This is a genomic window from Providencia sp. PROV150 (assembly GCF_028481025.1).
Taxonomy (GTDB): Bacteria; Pseudomonadota; Gammaproteobacteria; order Enterobacterales; family Enterobacteriaceae; genus Providencia; species Providencia hangzhouensis.
The window spans coordinates 127,042-143,284 of the sequence record NZ_JAMPPJ010000010.1 but is presented as its reverse complement, the minus strand read 5'-3'; the positions used below and the strand labels follow the sequence as shown (position 1 = coordinate 143,284).

The window sequence follows — 16,243 nt, the reverse complement described above, 5'->3', positions numbered from 1 at the left end:
CTTCACAATCAATTACCCAGTAAAAACCACATAAGCCACTAAAATAAAACAATAAATGTTCTATGCAAGTTAAATTTTTCATCACGTAATGTAATTATTTGGTAGGTATTTTGTCGTTAATTTAACATACACCTTAGTATTTACGCCTAATTGGCTTCTTCTCATGCTGCATAATAGTCATATAAGAGAAACTTATTCTCTTTCACCTTATTTCTTACAATGAGCTATATCGCTTAGAAGACAGAAAAAGTCGATGAATAAAAATACAATTAATACGTCAAAGAGTGGCTATCAAGCAATAATATGCTCAAAGGCTATTTATAAGAAAAGCACAGAGACTAAATTTGACTGAGTTGTTTTTAATTTAATCACTCTGACTTTTTTTGCTTAAAAAAAACACAGTTAAATATTACAAACTATGAAAAATGAATTGCTATCGTTATTTAAATTATTAGAAAAACGCATAACCACTATATATTTTATAAATTATTCTAATCACACTCTCTTAAAGAATCTCAATTTAGCCTAATACAGAATTTTTCATTAGAAACTCAAACTTGCTCGAACAATATCAGCAATGTATTCCATCTTATATATCCCCATAAAATTACTCTCTAAATGGGTTTATATTTTTAGTGAATAATCATCTTGTATACAAATTATTTATTATGATACAGTCAAAAAATACCTATGATTCAACTATCAAGTATTGGTACTTCTTATATCCTTTACTGTGGTACGACTCACTAGAGCATAAAAATTTATGGTATTTATTTCCCATAATACAAACAGTGAGAATCAAAAAAAATCGCAATTATTATTAGCAAATTTTAACACTGCCTTTTTCTTTTGTTTTTTTACCTTTAATGAAAGCAGCGTTTAATTTAGTGAAAATCTGAATCAGATAAATTTAACTTAATATACACCCTGTTTTGATATCACCTAAAATTAAATTTACCCCAATAAAAACAACTTAATTTTGTAGTAAATACAATATAAGGAAACAACCATGAATAATAACTTTTTAGCGCATGAAGACAGTATGCTTAAGCTACTTGAAAAAGTAGTCAATATCGAATCAGGCTCTTATGACAAAGAAGGTGTAGATAACCACGCTGCTGTCTGGTGTGAAAAATATCGCGAAATGGGGTTCGAAGTCGAAATCATTGAAAATGAATCACTCGGCAATAATTATCGAATTTATCACCCTTCAATAAAGGCTGATATATTAATTTTATTGCATTTAGATACCGTTTTTCCTAAAGGCACCGTTACTGAACGTCCTTTTAGCATTGAAGGTGATCGAGCTTATGGCCCTGGCGTGATTGATATGAAAGGCAGCCATGTCATGGTATATCAAGTCATGAAGCAACTTTATGATAATCAAGATATTCGCTACAAAAATATTGAAATCCTCCTCAATTGTGATGAAGAAATTGGTTCTATTTCATCTCGCGGTGTCATCGAACAATGTGCACTAGGAAAGCGCTACGCACTTGTGATGGAGCCTGCTCGTGCCAATGGCGCTATAGTGAGCGCTCGCCGCGGTGTTGGAACTTATGTATTAAATATTGAAGGAAAAGCCTCTCATTCAGGTATTGCCCCCGAAGCAGGCATTAGTGCAATTCAGGAATTATCATATAAAATCCAAATGTTACACGCACTCTCTGCTCATGATAAAGGCCTATCCGTTAACGTTGGCCTAATTTCTGGTGGAACCTCTGTTAATACTGTAGCTCCGAATGCCAGAGCAGAAATCGATGTCCGTATTTCGTCTGAAGAACAGGGTATTGAGATCGATAAAAAAGTCAGGGAAGTATGTAGTACACCAGTATTAGACGGCATCAAACTCACCTTAACAGGCGGAATTAATCGCCCACCTATGGCTAAAACGGATGAAAGCACCGTTCTTATCAACATCATTAAAGAAGAAGCTGCGCAACTAAACATTGATTTACTTGATGTTTCGACGGGTGGTGGCTCTGATGCCTCTTTTACTGCAGGTGTCGGAACGGCCACTGTAGATGGGTTAGGCCCGATTGGTGGATACCAGCACAGTGATAAAGAATACTTAGAAATACCGTCACTCACAGAACGTGCACAGTTATTTTTCAATGTATTACAACGCATTACACAATAAATAATAATCCAATAGGAAACTCTATGACAACGATGTCAACAAACACAACAACACCACCTAAAAAACGTTCTGAAGGTCTGAACCCTTATGTTCTTTTGTTTTTCATCTTAGTATTGGCGGGTATTGCAACGTGGATCGTTCCTGCGGGGCAATATGCATCAGAAACAAAAGTCATCACCATGGTAAAAGATGGTATAGAAACAAAAGTATCTAGTTCTTATACCATTCCCGGAAGTTATGAGCGCTTACCAGAACAACACGGTATTTTGCCAGGGCAAATTTTCACCTCAATTGCTGATGGTCTAATCAAAGCTGCTCCTATTATCTTTTTGATTATTTTCACTGGAGGTGCTTTACATCTTCTTGAGGAAACCGGGGCCATCAAAAAAGTACTCAATAATATCTCGCGCAGTAAAAGACTTAATGACTTTTTACTAATCAGTATATTCTTTGTCGTTTTTTCTATTTTAGGGACAACAGGGATTGTCGTTAACTCAATTATTGCATTTGTTCCTATCGGTCTTTTAGTCGCTAAATCCGTGGGAATGGACGACAAATTTGGTGCTGCTTTAGTCTATGTTGCGGCTTATTCGGGCTTTAATGCCTCAATCATGGCACCAATGACAGTGGGTTTATCTCAAGGTTTAGCCGACGTCCCGTTGTTATCCGGCCTCGGTTTTAGAATGGCTATTTATATTGCATTTGTTATCGCGGGTATTCTATTTTTAACGATTTATACCAAGAAATGCCGTAATAAAGGCATGGTTCGTCCTGAGATTGAAATTAATACCGACGAACACCAAACCTCTAAAATTTCAGCTTTGCATGTCATTACTCTTTCCTATAGCGCATTCTGCTTAGTCGGATTTATTTTCGGTGCTGTTGAGTGGGGCTGGGGAGAAAAAGAGATGATGGCTATGTTTATCATCTTAGGCGTTGGCGTGGGTATTTTAAACCGCATGTCTCCTAATACCATTGCAACAGGCTTCTTAAATGGTTGTGCGGGAATGGTAGGTGGCGCGTTTATCGTTGGTATGGCACGCGCTATTGCTATCGTATTATCTGATGGGATGATTTTAGATACCATCGTTAATGCCATTATTTCAATGATGGATGGCTTACCGAAGACCTTATCTGCCCTTTCCATGTTCGCAACCGCGGCAATTATGCACTTCTTTATTTCATCAGGTTCTGGTGAAGCGGCAGTGCTTGTACCTATTTTCACGCCAATGGGCGATTTATTAGAAATCACTCGCCAAACGACAGTGCAAACTGTATTGCTTGGAGAAGGGGTTGTTAACTGTATTAACCCAACTTCTGGAATTTTAATGGCTGTACTTGCAACGGCAAAAATTCCTTATACACAATGGGTGAGATTTATTTGGCCGTTAGTCTTCACATGGATAGCCATTTCTATTGTCGCTCTAATATATGCTGTAATGACAAATTTAGGTCCTATCTAAGACATCAATATTGAATACCCCCATCTTTTTAGCACCACTTTTAAGTGGTGCTAAAAGCCATCGACATTTCCAAAACATCATTTGCTACTTTCAAGATATTGAATAACCTCTTCCATAACTGGAAATATTGTCTTTTCAATATCCATAAATAGTGTATCTTTATCGGTAAAATCAGGTTCAACAAGTAAATTGATTGCTAACACACTGTATTGTGGCATTTCAGTTTTATCCAGATTCCAAGGGCTATTTTTCAAACTCTGCCAGTATTCTTTTTGTACGGCTGCATTTTGCCCCATTAACCACAGTTCCAAATTTAGCGTGTTATGATTTAGCACGAGTCCAAATCGAAGTTTTCTTGCCGTCAAAAAACTATTAACTAATGGAAAATAGGTATAATCCAAATAGCCTGGGGATACATTTCCACACTTAAATTCTGTATCTGGATTTCTTGCAATATATTGTTTTACTTGCATGATAGTTTTAATCAAATACTCATAAGCAAATTTCAATTCACCACTTTCTAAGTGCTGCCGATAATTAATTAGCCGCTGTTGCAAATTTTCCATTTCATTACTTCCTGTTGATTTAATTTTGAACTATATCAGTGATAGCCGGATTCTACATTAATGACGAATTAAAAACAGACAGAGTAAGGTAGGAATAGTATTATTAGCGCTATTATGCCTTTTATTCTATTTGAGATTGTATTGTGACTTCATTTGCTGACCTAAATGCGCTTTCTGCGGAACAACTCACTAACTTGCAAGAGTTAGGCTACCTAAACATGACGCAGATCCAAGCTGCCGCTCTTCCCCCTATACTTGCCGGAAAAGACGTCCGAGCACAAGCTAAAACGGGCAGCGGCAAAACTGCGGCTTTTGGTCTGGGTTTATTACAACATATTGACGCCAAATTATTTAAAACTCAGTCATTAGTTTTATGTCCAACTCGTGAACTGGCAGATCAAGTCGCCAATGAATTGCGCCGTTTAGCTCGCGCGATCCCTAATATCAAAATTTTGACACTCTGTGGTGGTATGCCTTTCAGCGTACAACGCGACTCCCTTGCACATGCAGCACATATCATTGTTGCCACACCGGGGCGCTTACTTGATCATTTAAATCGTGAAACAGTACAACTTGATGCATTGCAAACTTTAGTTTTAGACGAAGCAGACAGAATGCTCGATATGGGCTTTATGCCAGATATTGAGACCATAATTGATTACGCACCAATTAATAGACAAACATTATTGTTTTCAGCCACTTGGCCAGAAGAAATTGCACGAATTAGCCAGCAAATTCAAAATAACCCACAAACCATTGAAATCAATAGTGTTGATGAACTCCCCGCAGTTGAACAACAATTTTTTGAAGTCGCTCGTCACGAAAAAATTGAATTATTACAAAAGCTCTTAAGCCGTGAACAGCCCGCTTCTTGTGTCGTTTTCTGTAATACTAAGAAAGATTGCCAAGCCGTTTATGATGCCTTAACAGCCAGCAAACAAAGTGTCTTAGTGCTTCATGGTGACATGGAACAACGTGAGCGTGACCAAACTCTTGTGCGTTTTGCTAACGGAAGTAGCCGTGTATTAGTGGCTACGGATGTCGCATCCCGCGGGTTAGATATTAAAGCCCTCGAAATGGTGATTAACTATGAATTATCATGGGACCCTGAAGTGCATGTTCACCGCATCGGCCGAACTGCACGTGCCGGTGAAAGCGGTTTAGCAATTAGTTTATGTGCGCCAGAAGAAGCCCAACGAGCCAATGCTCTAGAAGAAATGTTAAACATGAAGCTTAATTGGCAAACCGAACCGACAGGTTTACGAGTCACTCCGTTAGAAGCGACAATGATGACCTTATGCCTTGATGGCGGTAAAAAAGCCAAAATACGTCCTGGAGATATTTTAGGTGCTTTAACCGGAGAAGTTGGCCTCAATGGTGCCGATATTGGCAAGATTGTGATCCACCCTACCCATGCCTACGTCGCACTCAAACGTGAGGTTGCCGTACAAGCTTGGAAGCATTTACAGCAAGGAAAAATTAAAGGGAAATCCGTTAAGGCTAGGTTATTAAAATAATATGTGTGATTCGAGTTTCCTTCTGCACAATGTTAGTACGGAAGGAAACTCGATAATTTTCTTACTTTTCTATGATGTGGCGTTATTCTCTTGCGGTAAGGCAGATTTAGGTAATCCAAAAATCTTATCAAATGCCCAATTAAAAAAGAAAGTATAAATTGGGATAAAAATAATTAAGGCGAAGTCGAGTATTAACGCCTGTAAAAGACTAATTGATAACCACCATGCAATTAAAGGAATTAAAAAAATCACCAACGTTAATTGAAATAATATGGCGTGTACAAACCGGCGCCTAAAGGTTCTAATGCGTGATTTTTGTTTTGATTCCCAATATTCAAATGCGGTATTGAAAATAAAGTTCCAGCTCACTGCAATAGTCGTTATGACTAAAGCTAATGGGCCTGTTGTTTCCGCTGAATTACCGGAAAGAAAAGCCAATGCCAACGCTGAAATTAACCAACCAATAACCTCATAAGCTGTGACAAAAACAATTTTACGTTTAATCCCCTGCATTTTCCCACCTCCAAAAATATCATTATCAACAAGGTGGTAAAATAAATATAATTCAATGATAATAAAAGTCAGCTTCTATCAGTTTTATTGAAAGGTGAATAATGCCATTTAATAGTGACAACCTAACGATTTTTCTTACCGTGTTAGATAAAGGCTCATTTTCTGCGGCGGCTAGAGCATTGAAACGCGTGCCATCCGCGGTCAGTATGGCCGTGGCGAATCTAGAAGCTGAACTTGGATTTGAACTATTTGATAGACACACTCGGGAGCCTAAGCCCACTGAAAAGGCACTTTCATTAGCGCCCTATGCACGGCATATTGTGGCTAATTTATCACAACTCAATACTTTTTCTTTAGAGTTGACCCAAGGTGTCGAAAGTAAATTGACCATTGGTATTGCAGCAGGTATCAATGCCAATTTACTCTTTGATGCTCTTCATATTTTAAGCCAGCGTTATCCTTTACTGCATATTGAACTGATTACCGCACCTCAAGATGATCTTCTACCGTTATTACATGAACAACAAATTCACCTTGCGATTGTCTTTGGCGGTTTAAATGTTAATTCTCAAGAGCAATTTCATTATATTGGCGAAGAATCAATTATTGCCACCATTTCGGCTAAACATCCCTCTTTACAAAATAAAACATCGCTCTATATCGAAGACCTTGTTGAAAGCCGGCAAATTATTATTGCGAGCCGCCAACGTGAATTGAGTGATATACGCATTCTAGTTTCCAGTAATTATTGGAAAACAGACAGTTTTTCTTTGGCTCTCGGTTTAGTCGAGAGTGGTATGGGATGGGGAAATTTCCCTTTGTCACTAATTAAAGATAAATTGAACGATGGCTCACTAAAACCCCTTGAGTTTAAAAATACCCCAAATGGCTTCAAACTGCCTATTCACGCGGTATGTTTGAAAGGCCATGTGCTTAAACGTGGTGCTCAAGAATGCATTGAATTACTGAAAAATAAGGCAATTTAAACCCTAAGTTATCTATTATTTCTACTTTTAATTCCATAAATAAAATTATTCTTGAATACATTAATTATTTTAAATAATTGACGAAAACGTTTGCTTTTTGTTTTGATGGCTATAAAATGCGTCGGATTTTTTTGGCCTGAAAAAAATAACTGGAGACAATCGTGCCTGACGATAAAAATTATAGCCATGGCCCCGTGCCCATATCAGCGCGGAAAGGCGGACTAGCATTAACCTTTGTGATGCTAGGTTTAACGTTCTTTTCCGCCAGTATGTGGACCGGAGGCGCTCTCGGTACCGGTCTTGATTTTCATGATTTCTTCCTCGCAGTTCTTATCGGTAATCTTCTTCTTGGTATCTACACCGCATTTCTTGGTTTTATTGGTTCTAAAACAGGCTTAACCACTCACCTTCTTGCTCGTTATTCTTTTGGTATTAAAGGCTCATGGCTCCCCTCTTTCCTATTGGGCGGCACACAAGTTGGCTGGTTTGGTGTCGGTGTTGCGATGTTTGCCATTCCTGTTGGTAAAGCAACAGGCTGGGATATCAACTGGTTAATTGGTATTTCCGGGGTCTTAATGACCGTTACTGTGTTTTTTGGTATTTCTGCTCTTACAGTTCTGTCAATCGTTGCTGTTCCTGCCATTGCGATACTCGGTAGTTACTCCGTTTACCTTGCTATCACTGATATGGGTGGAATGAGTGCATTGCAGGCTGTCGTACCCGCAAAACCCATCGATTTTAACCTTGCTTTAGCCATGGTTGTAGGCTCTTTTGTGAGTGCAGGAACATTAACGGCCGATTTTGTGCGTTTCGGGCGAAGACCTAAAATTGCAGTACTTGTCGCTATTATTGCCTTTTTCCTTGGTAACTCATTGATGTTTATCTTTGGCGCCGCTGGCGCTGCATCATTAGGTATGGCAGATATCTCTGATGTGATGATTGCTCAAGGTTTGCTATTACCCGCAATTATCGTTTTAGGTCTAAATATTTGGACAACTAATGATAACGCCCTATACGCGTCAGGCTTGGGGTTTGCCAATATCACCGGGTTATCCAGCAAAACCTTATCCATTGTCAATGGACTAGTAGGAACGTTATGCGCACTGTGGTTATATAATAATTTTGTCGGCTGGCTAACTTTCTTATCTGCGGCTATTCCCCCTATTGGTGGAATTATCATCGCCGACTACCTCATGTACCGTCACCGCTATGAAACCTTTGACCGCAGTAAAATGCGTGATGTCAACATCAGTGCATTAATCGCTGTTGCCGCTGGGGTTATCGCAGGTAACTGGTTACCAGGTATTGTCCCTGTCAATGCCGTGCTGGGTGGTGCATTATGTTACGCTATCCTTAACCCATTATTAAATCGCCGCCATACTACTGATTCGGAGATGACCCGTGCTTAATCAAACTATCAAACATATCCATAATATCCGTTTACCCGAGCGTGATGGGCTGTGGCGTATTGATATCGACAACCAAAAAATTCAAGCTATCCTTCCACAACCTGAAGGCGAAATATTGCCAAACAGCTTAGACGGTGAAGGTGGTTTGGTGACCGCGCCCTTCGTTGAGCCACATATTCACTTGGATACTACTCAAACCGCTGGGCAACCAAGCTGGAACCAGTCTGGAACACTCTTTGAAGGCATTGAACGTTGGGCGGAGCGCAAAGCGATGCTTACCCACGAGGATGTTAAAAACCGCGCGTGGCAAACCCTTAAATGGCAAATTGCCAATGGTATTCAACATGTTCGCACCCATGTGGATGTGTCAGACCCAACATTAACCGCACTGAAAGCGATGTTAGAAGTAAAACAAGAAATCGCGCCTTGGGTTGATGTGCAAATTGTTGCTTTTCCACAAGAAGGTATTTTGTCTTATCCAAATGGCGAAGCCTTGTTAGAAGAAGCACTACGCCTTGGAGCCGATGTCGTTGGTGCTATTCCACATTTCGAATTTACTCGTGAGTATGGTGTAGAATCACTCCATAAAACGTTCGCTTTAGCACAAAAATATGACCGTTTGATTGATGTCCACTGTGATGAAATCGATGATGAACAATCCCGCTTTGTGGAAACTGTCGCAGCGCTAGCACATGCACAGGGGATGGGTTCTCGCGTCACGGCAAGCCATACCACTGCGATGCATTCATACAATGGCGCTTATACTTCTCGTTTATTTCGTCTGCTAAAAATGTCTGAGATTAACTTTGTGGCTAACCCGCTAGTGAATATTCACTTACAAGGCCGCTTTGATACTTATCCCAAACGCCGTGGGATTACGCGAGTGAAAGAGATGCTAGCCGCAGATATTAATGTCTGCTTCGGCCACGATGATGTTTTTGACCCTTGGTACCCACTTGGTACAGCTAATATGCTGCAAGTCCTGCATATGGGGTTACATGTTTGCCAATTAATGGGTTACCAGCAAATCAATGATGGGCTGAAACTGATTAGTGAGTACAGCGCACGTACGTTGAACTTGCAAGATTATGGTGTGAGTGAAGGAAAACGCGCTAGTTTATTGATTTTACCTGCAGAAAATGGCTTCGATGCCGTGCGCCGTCAAGTTCCTGTACGTTATTCGGTTCGTGATGGCCAGGTGATTGCCAATACCCAACCTGCGGTAACCCAAATTCATTTAGAACAAACGGAAACCATCCGTTATGGATATACTCCAAAAATCTAACCATTAATTTTTAATTCCAAAATGGCTCTCTACAACAGTAGGTGAGCCAATTGTCTTATAGCTCATCATTAATTTAAATAAAACCAGCCCGAAGAACTAATCTTAATCGGATAAAAAGCAACTAATAACGTAATTCTTACACAAAATTCATTCCTATATACTAGACTTAATCCAATACTTATTGCAGAGCTTGAAAGCTTTGGTGAGCAAATAAACGTCTTATAAGAACTCCTTTTTTGGTTATAAGTGCCATTTCTAAGTATTAAGCGCAATTTCTATTGAAATTCAATGCGAACGTTTTATATTTTTTAGAGAGTTATCTGAAACTGGATTTGAGCTTTATTTATAGCAACAATAACGCTAATACACTGACTGTCATGCAGCGGTGGCCAATATTCCTGTTTTGCTGTACCGCGAATACGTCACAAATAAAGTTCTCTGAATCCCACTTTGAAAAAAATTGGAGATCAGATGAGTACTGAACAAGTCGTTAACCAAAAAAATACTATCGATTCTTGGCAACGCATTGCTGCTGAATTATTAAGTGAAGCTGGTATTAAAATTAATGGCTCCCGCCCTTTCGATATTCAAGTTCACAACCACCAATTCTTTAAACGAGTGCTACAACAAGGCTCATTAGGATTAGGTGAAAGCTATATGGATGGTTGGTGGGATTGCGAACGTTTAGACATATTTTTCCAACATGTATTACGCCATAAGCTCGATAAAAAAATACCTCATAATTTCAGTGATACATTGAAAATTGCTGTCGCACGCGTTCGCAATTTACAAACCCTAAAACGTGCTCGCATTGTTGGAGAAGAACATTACGACCTCGGGAATGACTTATTTTCCCTGATGCTCGACCCTTATATGCAATATTCTTGCGGCTACTGGAAAGGTTTAGAAACGGTTCCTGAAAACCTCCCTCTTGCTCAAGAACAAAAATTAAATTTAATCTGCGAAAAACTGCAATTAAAACCAGGTATGCGATTACTGGATATCGGCTGTGGATGGGGCGGGCTAGCTGCCTATGCAGCAAAAAACTATGGAGTTTCTGTCACGGGTGTCACTATTTCCGCTGAGCAACAAAAATATGCTCAAGCTCGCTGTGCAGGCTTAGATGTCGATATTAAATTAGACGATTATCGGAATCTCAACGACCAATTTGACCGTATTGTCTCTGTAGGCATGTTTGAGCATGTCGGGCCTAAAAACTATGCGACTTACTTTGATGTTATTCAACGCAATTTAAAAACTAATGGTTTGTTTTTACTTCACACCATTGGCTCTAATCAAAATAAAGTCAATGTCGACCCATGGACTAACAAGTATATTTTTCCAAATGGCTGTCTACCTTCTGTACAAAATATTGGCGAAACCAGCGAAGGCAAACTGGTCATGGAGGATTGGCATAATTTTGGTGCAGATTATGACCATACACTTATGGCGTGGTATTCCCGTTTTCAAGCGGCTTGGCCAGAGCTGGAACATAATTATACGCCTCGCTTCAAACGCATGTTTTCTTATTATTTAAATGCTTGTGCAGGTGCATTTAGAGCGAGAGATATTCAATTATGGCAAATACTTTGGAGCCCACAAGGTGTGACCGGGGGCCTACGGGTTGCTCGCTAAGCTTTTGTCCTGAATATATATCTTTGTTAACCTTACGGGCTAGTTAAAGAGTCAATGTATTTTATTCAACCATTGATCAATAGCCCGTAAGCCTTGCTGGATATCATCCTTCAATTGGGTATCCGCCATTGGCTGCTGTTCTAATAATACGCAGCTTTGTACTGCATTTTGCATTCCCAAACTGGCACAACTGCTTTTTAACTGGTGAGCAAGGCGCTTTATTTGTTCTGCGTTACTTTCTGCTCGTGCAATGTCAATTTGATCGAGCAAAGGCAAGGAATGTTGTTTAAAAATACTCACCCATTCGCGAATTTTCTGGAATCCCATTAATTCGGCATCACTGGCAAGCTGTTGTAAATTTATAACTTCTCCCTGAACACCAGAATCAGACAATGTATATTCACCACCTGAAATATATTTAACAATTAATTGATTTAACATATCTCTTGGTACCGGTTTTTGAATGATACCGCGAAAAACTTGGCTGGTTCGTTGGCGCAATGTTTCATCAATCACATGAGCACTAAAACCAATCAAAATCAATGTAGGGTAAGTTTTCGCTATTTGTTTAGCCAAGGTGATACCATCGATGTCAGGTAAGCCAAAATCCACCAATGCCGCCGTAAATTGTTGACCAGTTTGTAGAGTCGCCAAAGCCTCAGCAGCAGAGCCAACAATGGTTACCTGAGCCCCACTGCGGGTTAACATTTCTCCACTGATTTTTTGAGTCAATGGGTTGTCTTCTATGAGTAATAAATTCACACCTCGCATGTCTAATGGCAGCTCAGCCGATTTAACCACTGGATGAGAGGTGATACATAGCGGCAATGTTAAACGAAAGCAGCTCCCGCTCCCCAACTGGCTACTAACCGTCAATTCACCTCCCATCGCTTGCGCTAGACTTGCACTAATTGTCAGCCCAAGCCCTGTACCACCCCGCTGGCTATCTACTTGCACAAATGGCTTAAAAATATCAGTAAATCGCGAGCTATCAATGCCACACCCTGTGTCTTCCACTTCAATAAACCAATATTTACCATAACGGCAACTACGCAAAGTGATTTGCCCCTTTTGAGTAAAGCGCAATGCATTACTGAGTAAATTCGTGATAATTTGTCGGATCCGTAGCGGGTCCCCTTGTAAAGCAATCGGCAAATCATCCGCAATATCTGCAACTAACTGAATAGCACTATTTTTATTACTGGCATTCATTAAATACAAAGTACTTTCTAATAACGGCTTGGGCTCAAAAGGCTCATCATTGATGGAAACATTTTGTCCCCCTGCTTCAATTGCGGAGTAGTCCAAAATGTCATTCAAAATTGCTAATAAAGATTCACCTGAGTCAGTAATCGCATATAAATCATCATGATATTGGCTAAGTGCTTTATTTTCTAATAACAATTGCGCTGTCCCCAAAATCCCATAAAGAGGAGTGCGAATTTCATGGCTCATTGCCGCTAAAAATGCCGATTTAGCCTGATTGGCTTGTTCTGCTTCAGAACGAGCTTTGCGGTGCTCAACAACCATCACGCGCAATTCTGCCGTCCTCGCTTTGACTTCGTCTGCTAGCTGTTCACGCTGATTATTTAAGGCATGAACACTTTCACGAAATGCATCCATTAAACGGCCAATCGTATCAAGCTCTTTTACCCCTGCAGTTTCAGGAAATGCAGAGTCAATATCGCCCTCTAATAAGCGTTGAAGGGCTTGGGTTTGCTGTGCCAGCGGCTTTGTCACTAAACGATAAACCACTCGCCAAAGGATCAAGATAAGTGAGAGCAATGAGACAATACTCAATGCTAACAACCAATTCTGCCCTCGTTCACTGGCTTGTTTAAGTTGTCCCAATGCGGTTTGGTTACGAAGCTCAATGATGTCAACTAATTGCGCTACTTCACTACTAAAACGTGCAAATTGGTCAATATTATTTTGTGATAAAATCTGTAAACGTGTTGTGATGTCGTTATCTTGCCGGTACAACGCGATTAACTCGGTATAGCGCTTCACGCTATTTAACGCGTTTTCTACTTGGCCTCGCACTGCGGGGTCTTCAATATATTTTTGCCGACGTTGTAAGATTTTAACTGCAGAATTCAACTGTTTTTCTAATTCTGCCATATTGCGGTGGGGCTGGTTTGAACCTAAATTAAGTACCATTTGCTGTACACGCATCGCGCTTAATCGAAGCTCATTCATTTGGCTGGCATATTCAAGGTCAATATCAATTAGTTGATCAAGGGCTTGTTGTGCTTGTTCCCCTTGTTTCCTTTCAATAAGGTCGTAAATACTGACTTGAGTTGCTCCCGCTGAGGTGGCGGCATTGTTTGCCTGACCATGTGCCTTTTGGGCGATATCTCCCGCCGCCGCAATGATATGCTGCCTTAATTGTTGTTGCTCTGCGCGCAGTTTTAACCGCTGCCCAACTAATTCACCCTGTTGGCTTAATGACTGAGCAATTTCTTTTTCTTGTTGTTCAATATTTTGTGTATTAAAGCCTTGTTCTCTTAATATTTTCAGTAAATTAGTGATTTTAAGGCTTTGTGCCGTTAACATTCGTCCTTGTGCTAACCAAATACTTTCGCTATCTGCATTTGTGAGATTTTGTGCAGAAAATAGCTCCCAAGCACTCGCTTCACTCAGTTGCCTTGCCATATTCATGGTTGGGATCAGAGCCTCGGTGTTGGCCTGTTCAACTTGGCTAACAAAACGTAAGTTGTACCACCCCACAAGGGTGCTAATAAAGGTCAATGCAGCCATCAACGCAAAGCCCATCCATAGTCGTCTAGTTAGTGATAAATTCACGGTTTGGTTAGCCTAAAAATTAAAATGGTTGAGTTAGCAGCAAGAATGCATTTAGGATAAAGGTTTCTGGTTTGTGAGGCTATCATGCGTGTATTGATTTTACTACTGTTCACATTTCACTCGTTGTTGAGCCTAGCAACGGCGCACGATAGCTCACTAATTCAGTGGCGTGACACACTGCATTTTGACCAGCAACCACATGATCCCGTTACCGCCACAAAAACATGGAAGTTGTGTGCGCTTTATCCTAGCCTAAAAGATTCTTATTGGTTATCAATTAATTACGGAATGCAAAAAGCGGCAAAACACTATGGCATTGACCTAAACGTATTAGAAGCCGGTGGATATAACCAACTAGCAACCCAACAAAAGCAAATTACACAGTGCCAACAATGGGGAGCAGATGCCATCTTACTAGGCAGTAGCACCACAACTTTTCCAAACCTTAGCCAACTGGTAGAAAATACGCCTGTCATTGAAGTCATCAATGCTACACACGATAAAACAATTAAAACCCGCGTTGGTGTACCTTGGTTTCAAATGGGTTATCAACCGGGGCGCTATTTAGTCCAATGGAGTCAAGGTAAGCCATTGAAAGTTTTACTTATGCCTGGCCCATTAAATGCCGGAGGCAGCCATGAAATGGAGCAAGGATTCCGAGAAGCTATTGCAGGTAGCCAAGTACAAATTGTGGATGTGGCGCAAGGGGATAACGACCTTGAGGTTCAACGCAATCTATTACATGAAATGTTAGAGCGTAACCCTGATGTCGATGTCGTCGTTGGCACTGCTATTGCTGCTGAGGCCGCAATGGGTGAAGGCCGAAACTTAACGAACCCATTGAATATTGTCTCTTTTTACCTTTCTCACCAAGTCTACCGCGGGTTAAAAAGAGGCCGAATTATTATGGCTGCCAGCGACCAAATGGTTTGGCAAGGTGAGCTAGTGATTGAACAAGCCATCAAAGTACTACAAAAGCAGCCGGTTCCAAACAATATAAGCCCGCCGATTTTAGTGCTTACCCAACAAAACGCAGATAGTGAACACTTACGCAACTCATTATCTCCAGGAGGCTTTAGGCCCGTATATCAATATACATCGGCGGCTAAAAAATAGCCTTCACCATGCTGAGTCACTAATAAATCCGCTTTGATTTTATGGCGTAAACGGCGAATAAGTACATCTATGGTACGTAAGTCAGGGTTATCAACTCGTCGGGCAGATAACATACGTAAAAGACGTTCTCGGCTTAAAATCTCCCGCGGGTTCGTCACAAAAGCCACTAGCATTTCATATTCAGCCCGTGTGAGTTTGATAGCCTGATGCTCAAATTCGAGCGTATGCATCGAAACATTTAGGCAATAGCCAGCAAACTGATAACAATTATCTTGTGAAACAACTTGGGCTTGCGAAGGCTTAGCAAGGTCAATTCGCCAAAGTAAATTTTTAACGCGAACGACTAATTCCCTGAGTTCCAAGGGCTTAGTAACATAGTCATCGGCTCCCATTTCTAAACCCACAATACGGTCAATTTGGTCACAGCGACCTGTGACTAAAATAATTCCTACCGTGAAACGCTCACGTAGTGCCCTTGTTAACATTAACCCGTTTTCATCTGGTAAATTAATATCCAACAGAATCAAGTCAACGGCTTGCTGGTCCATAATTTCGCGTAGCCCCGCGCCATTCCCCGTTACAGAAACACGATACCCTTCTTGCTCAAAGTAAGCCTGTAAGCGAGCCTGAGTAACGGGTTCATCTTCAACAACCACAATATGATGTGATGTCATTGATATACTCTCTTCTGTTCATATCTGTTCATATTTGCTCATATCTTGCCGTAAGCTGTTCATTCTGACTAGTACCGCTATTCATATTAACTCAATAAGATCGCCTGTATTAAACCATATAATTACAGGGGCTA

The 16,243-nt window shown here is 40.4% G+C and carries 12 protein-coding genes; 8 read left to right on the top strand and 4 right to left on the bottom strand.

Annotated elements, in window-relative coordinates; translation table 11 throughout:
* Window positions 1–1,009 precede the first annotated feature (1,009 nt).
* On the top strand, window positions 1,010–2,140 hold the full coding sequence (locus PSE83_RS08860) for a M20 family metallopeptidase (RefSeq protein WP_136135158.1): 1,131 nt from the start codon (window positions 1,010–1,012) through the stop codon (window positions 2,138–2,140).
* Between the two features lie 23 nt (window positions 2,141–2,163).
* Window positions 2,164–3,603 carry a YfcC family protein gene (locus tag PSE83_RS08855; RefSeq protein ID WP_272660816.1) on the top strand — a complete coding sequence of 480 codons (1,440 nt, stop codon included), beginning with the start codon at window positions 2,164–2,166 and terminating at the stop codon, window positions 3,601–3,603.
* 77 nt (window positions 3,604–3,680) lie between these two features.
* Here PSE83_RS08855 and PSE83_RS08850 read toward each other — a convergent pair whose 3' ends face one another.
* Window positions 3,681–4,169, bottom strand: coding sequence for a DUF7000 family protein (locus PSE83_RS08850; protein WP_094961316.1), 489 nt, complete (start codon window positions 4,167–4,169; stop codon window positions 3,681–3,683).
* A gap of 143 nt (window positions 4,170–4,312) precedes the next feature.
* On the opposite strand from PSE83_RS08850, the gene dbpA reads away from it, so the two are divergent.
* Window positions 4,313–5,686, top strand: coding sequence for an ATP-dependent RNA helicase DbpA (gene dbpA / locus PSE83_RS08845; RefSeq protein WP_144140651.1), 1,374 nt, complete (start codon window positions 4,313–4,315; stop codon window positions 5,684–5,686).
* Between the two features lie 69 nt (window positions 5,687–5,755).
* Here dbpA and PSE83_RS08840 read toward each other — a convergent pair whose 3' ends face one another.
* Window positions 5,756–6,199: a PACE efflux transporter gene (locus PSE83_RS08840; RefSeq protein ID WP_004262335.1), complete on the bottom strand. Its 444-nt coding sequence runs from the start codon at window positions 6,197–6,199 to the stop codon at window positions 5,756–5,758.
* 101 nt (window positions 6,200–6,300) lie between these two features.
* On the opposite strand from PSE83_RS08840, the gene PSE83_RS08835 reads away from it, so the two are divergent.
* The 4 genes from PSE83_RS08835 (at window position 6,301) to cfa (ending at window position 11,514) form a co-directional block, all read left to right on the top strand.
* Window positions 6,301–7,185: a LysR family transcriptional regulator gene (locus PSE83_RS08835; protein WP_136135160.1), complete on the top strand. Its 885-nt coding sequence runs from the start codon at window positions 6,301–6,303 to the stop codon at window positions 7,183–7,185.
* Window positions 7,186–7,346: 161 nt separating this feature from the next.
* The gene (gene codB / locus PSE83_RS08830) at window positions 7,347–8,594 is read left to right on the top strand and encodes a cytosine permease (RefSeq protein WP_004262339.1); all 1,248 of its coding nucleotides are present in this window, start codon (window positions 7,347–7,349) and stop codon (window positions 8,592–8,594) included.
* Entirely contained in the window at window positions 8,587–9,879 is a 1,293-nt protein-coding gene (locus tag PSE83_RS08825) for a cytosine deaminase (RefSeq protein WP_136135161.1), read from the top strand. Before codB ends, PSE83_RS08825 begins: the two co-directional genes overlap by 8 nt.
* A gap of 471 nt (window positions 9,880–10,350) precedes the next feature.
* Window positions 10,351–11,514, top strand: a complete 1,164-nt coding sequence (cfa, locus tag PSE83_RS08820) for a cyclopropane fatty acyl phospholipid synthase (protein WP_110592198.1) — start codon at window positions 10,351–10,353, stop codon at window positions 11,512–11,514.
* Between the two features lie 51 nt (window positions 11,515–11,565).
* Here cfa and torS read toward each other — a convergent pair whose 3' ends face one another.
* Window positions 11,566–14,319: a TMAO reductase system sensor histidine kinase/response regulator TorS gene (torS, locus tag PSE83_RS08815; protein WP_071585892.1), complete on the bottom strand. Its 2,754-nt coding sequence runs from the start codon at window positions 14,317–14,319 to the stop codon at window positions 11,566–11,568.
* A gap of 84 nt (window positions 14,320–14,403) precedes the next feature.
* Between torS and torT the strand changes: the two genes are divergently transcribed.
* Window positions 14,404–15,435 carry a TMAO reductase system periplasmic protein TorT gene (gene torT / locus PSE83_RS08810; RefSeq protein WP_094961310.1) on the top strand — a complete coding sequence of 344 codons (1,032 nt, stop codon included), beginning with the start codon at window positions 14,404–14,406 and terminating at the stop codon, window positions 15,433–15,435.
* Here the strand turns inward: torT and torR are convergent.
* Window positions 15,408–16,109 carry a two-component system response regulator TorR gene (gene torR, locus PSE83_RS08805; RefSeq protein WP_004262356.1) on the bottom strand — a complete coding sequence of 234 codons (702 nt, stop codon included), beginning with the start codon at window positions 16,107–16,109 and terminating at the stop codon, window positions 15,408–15,410. The genes torT and torR overlap by 28 nt on opposite strands.
* Window positions 16,110–16,243: the final 134 nt, after the last annotated feature.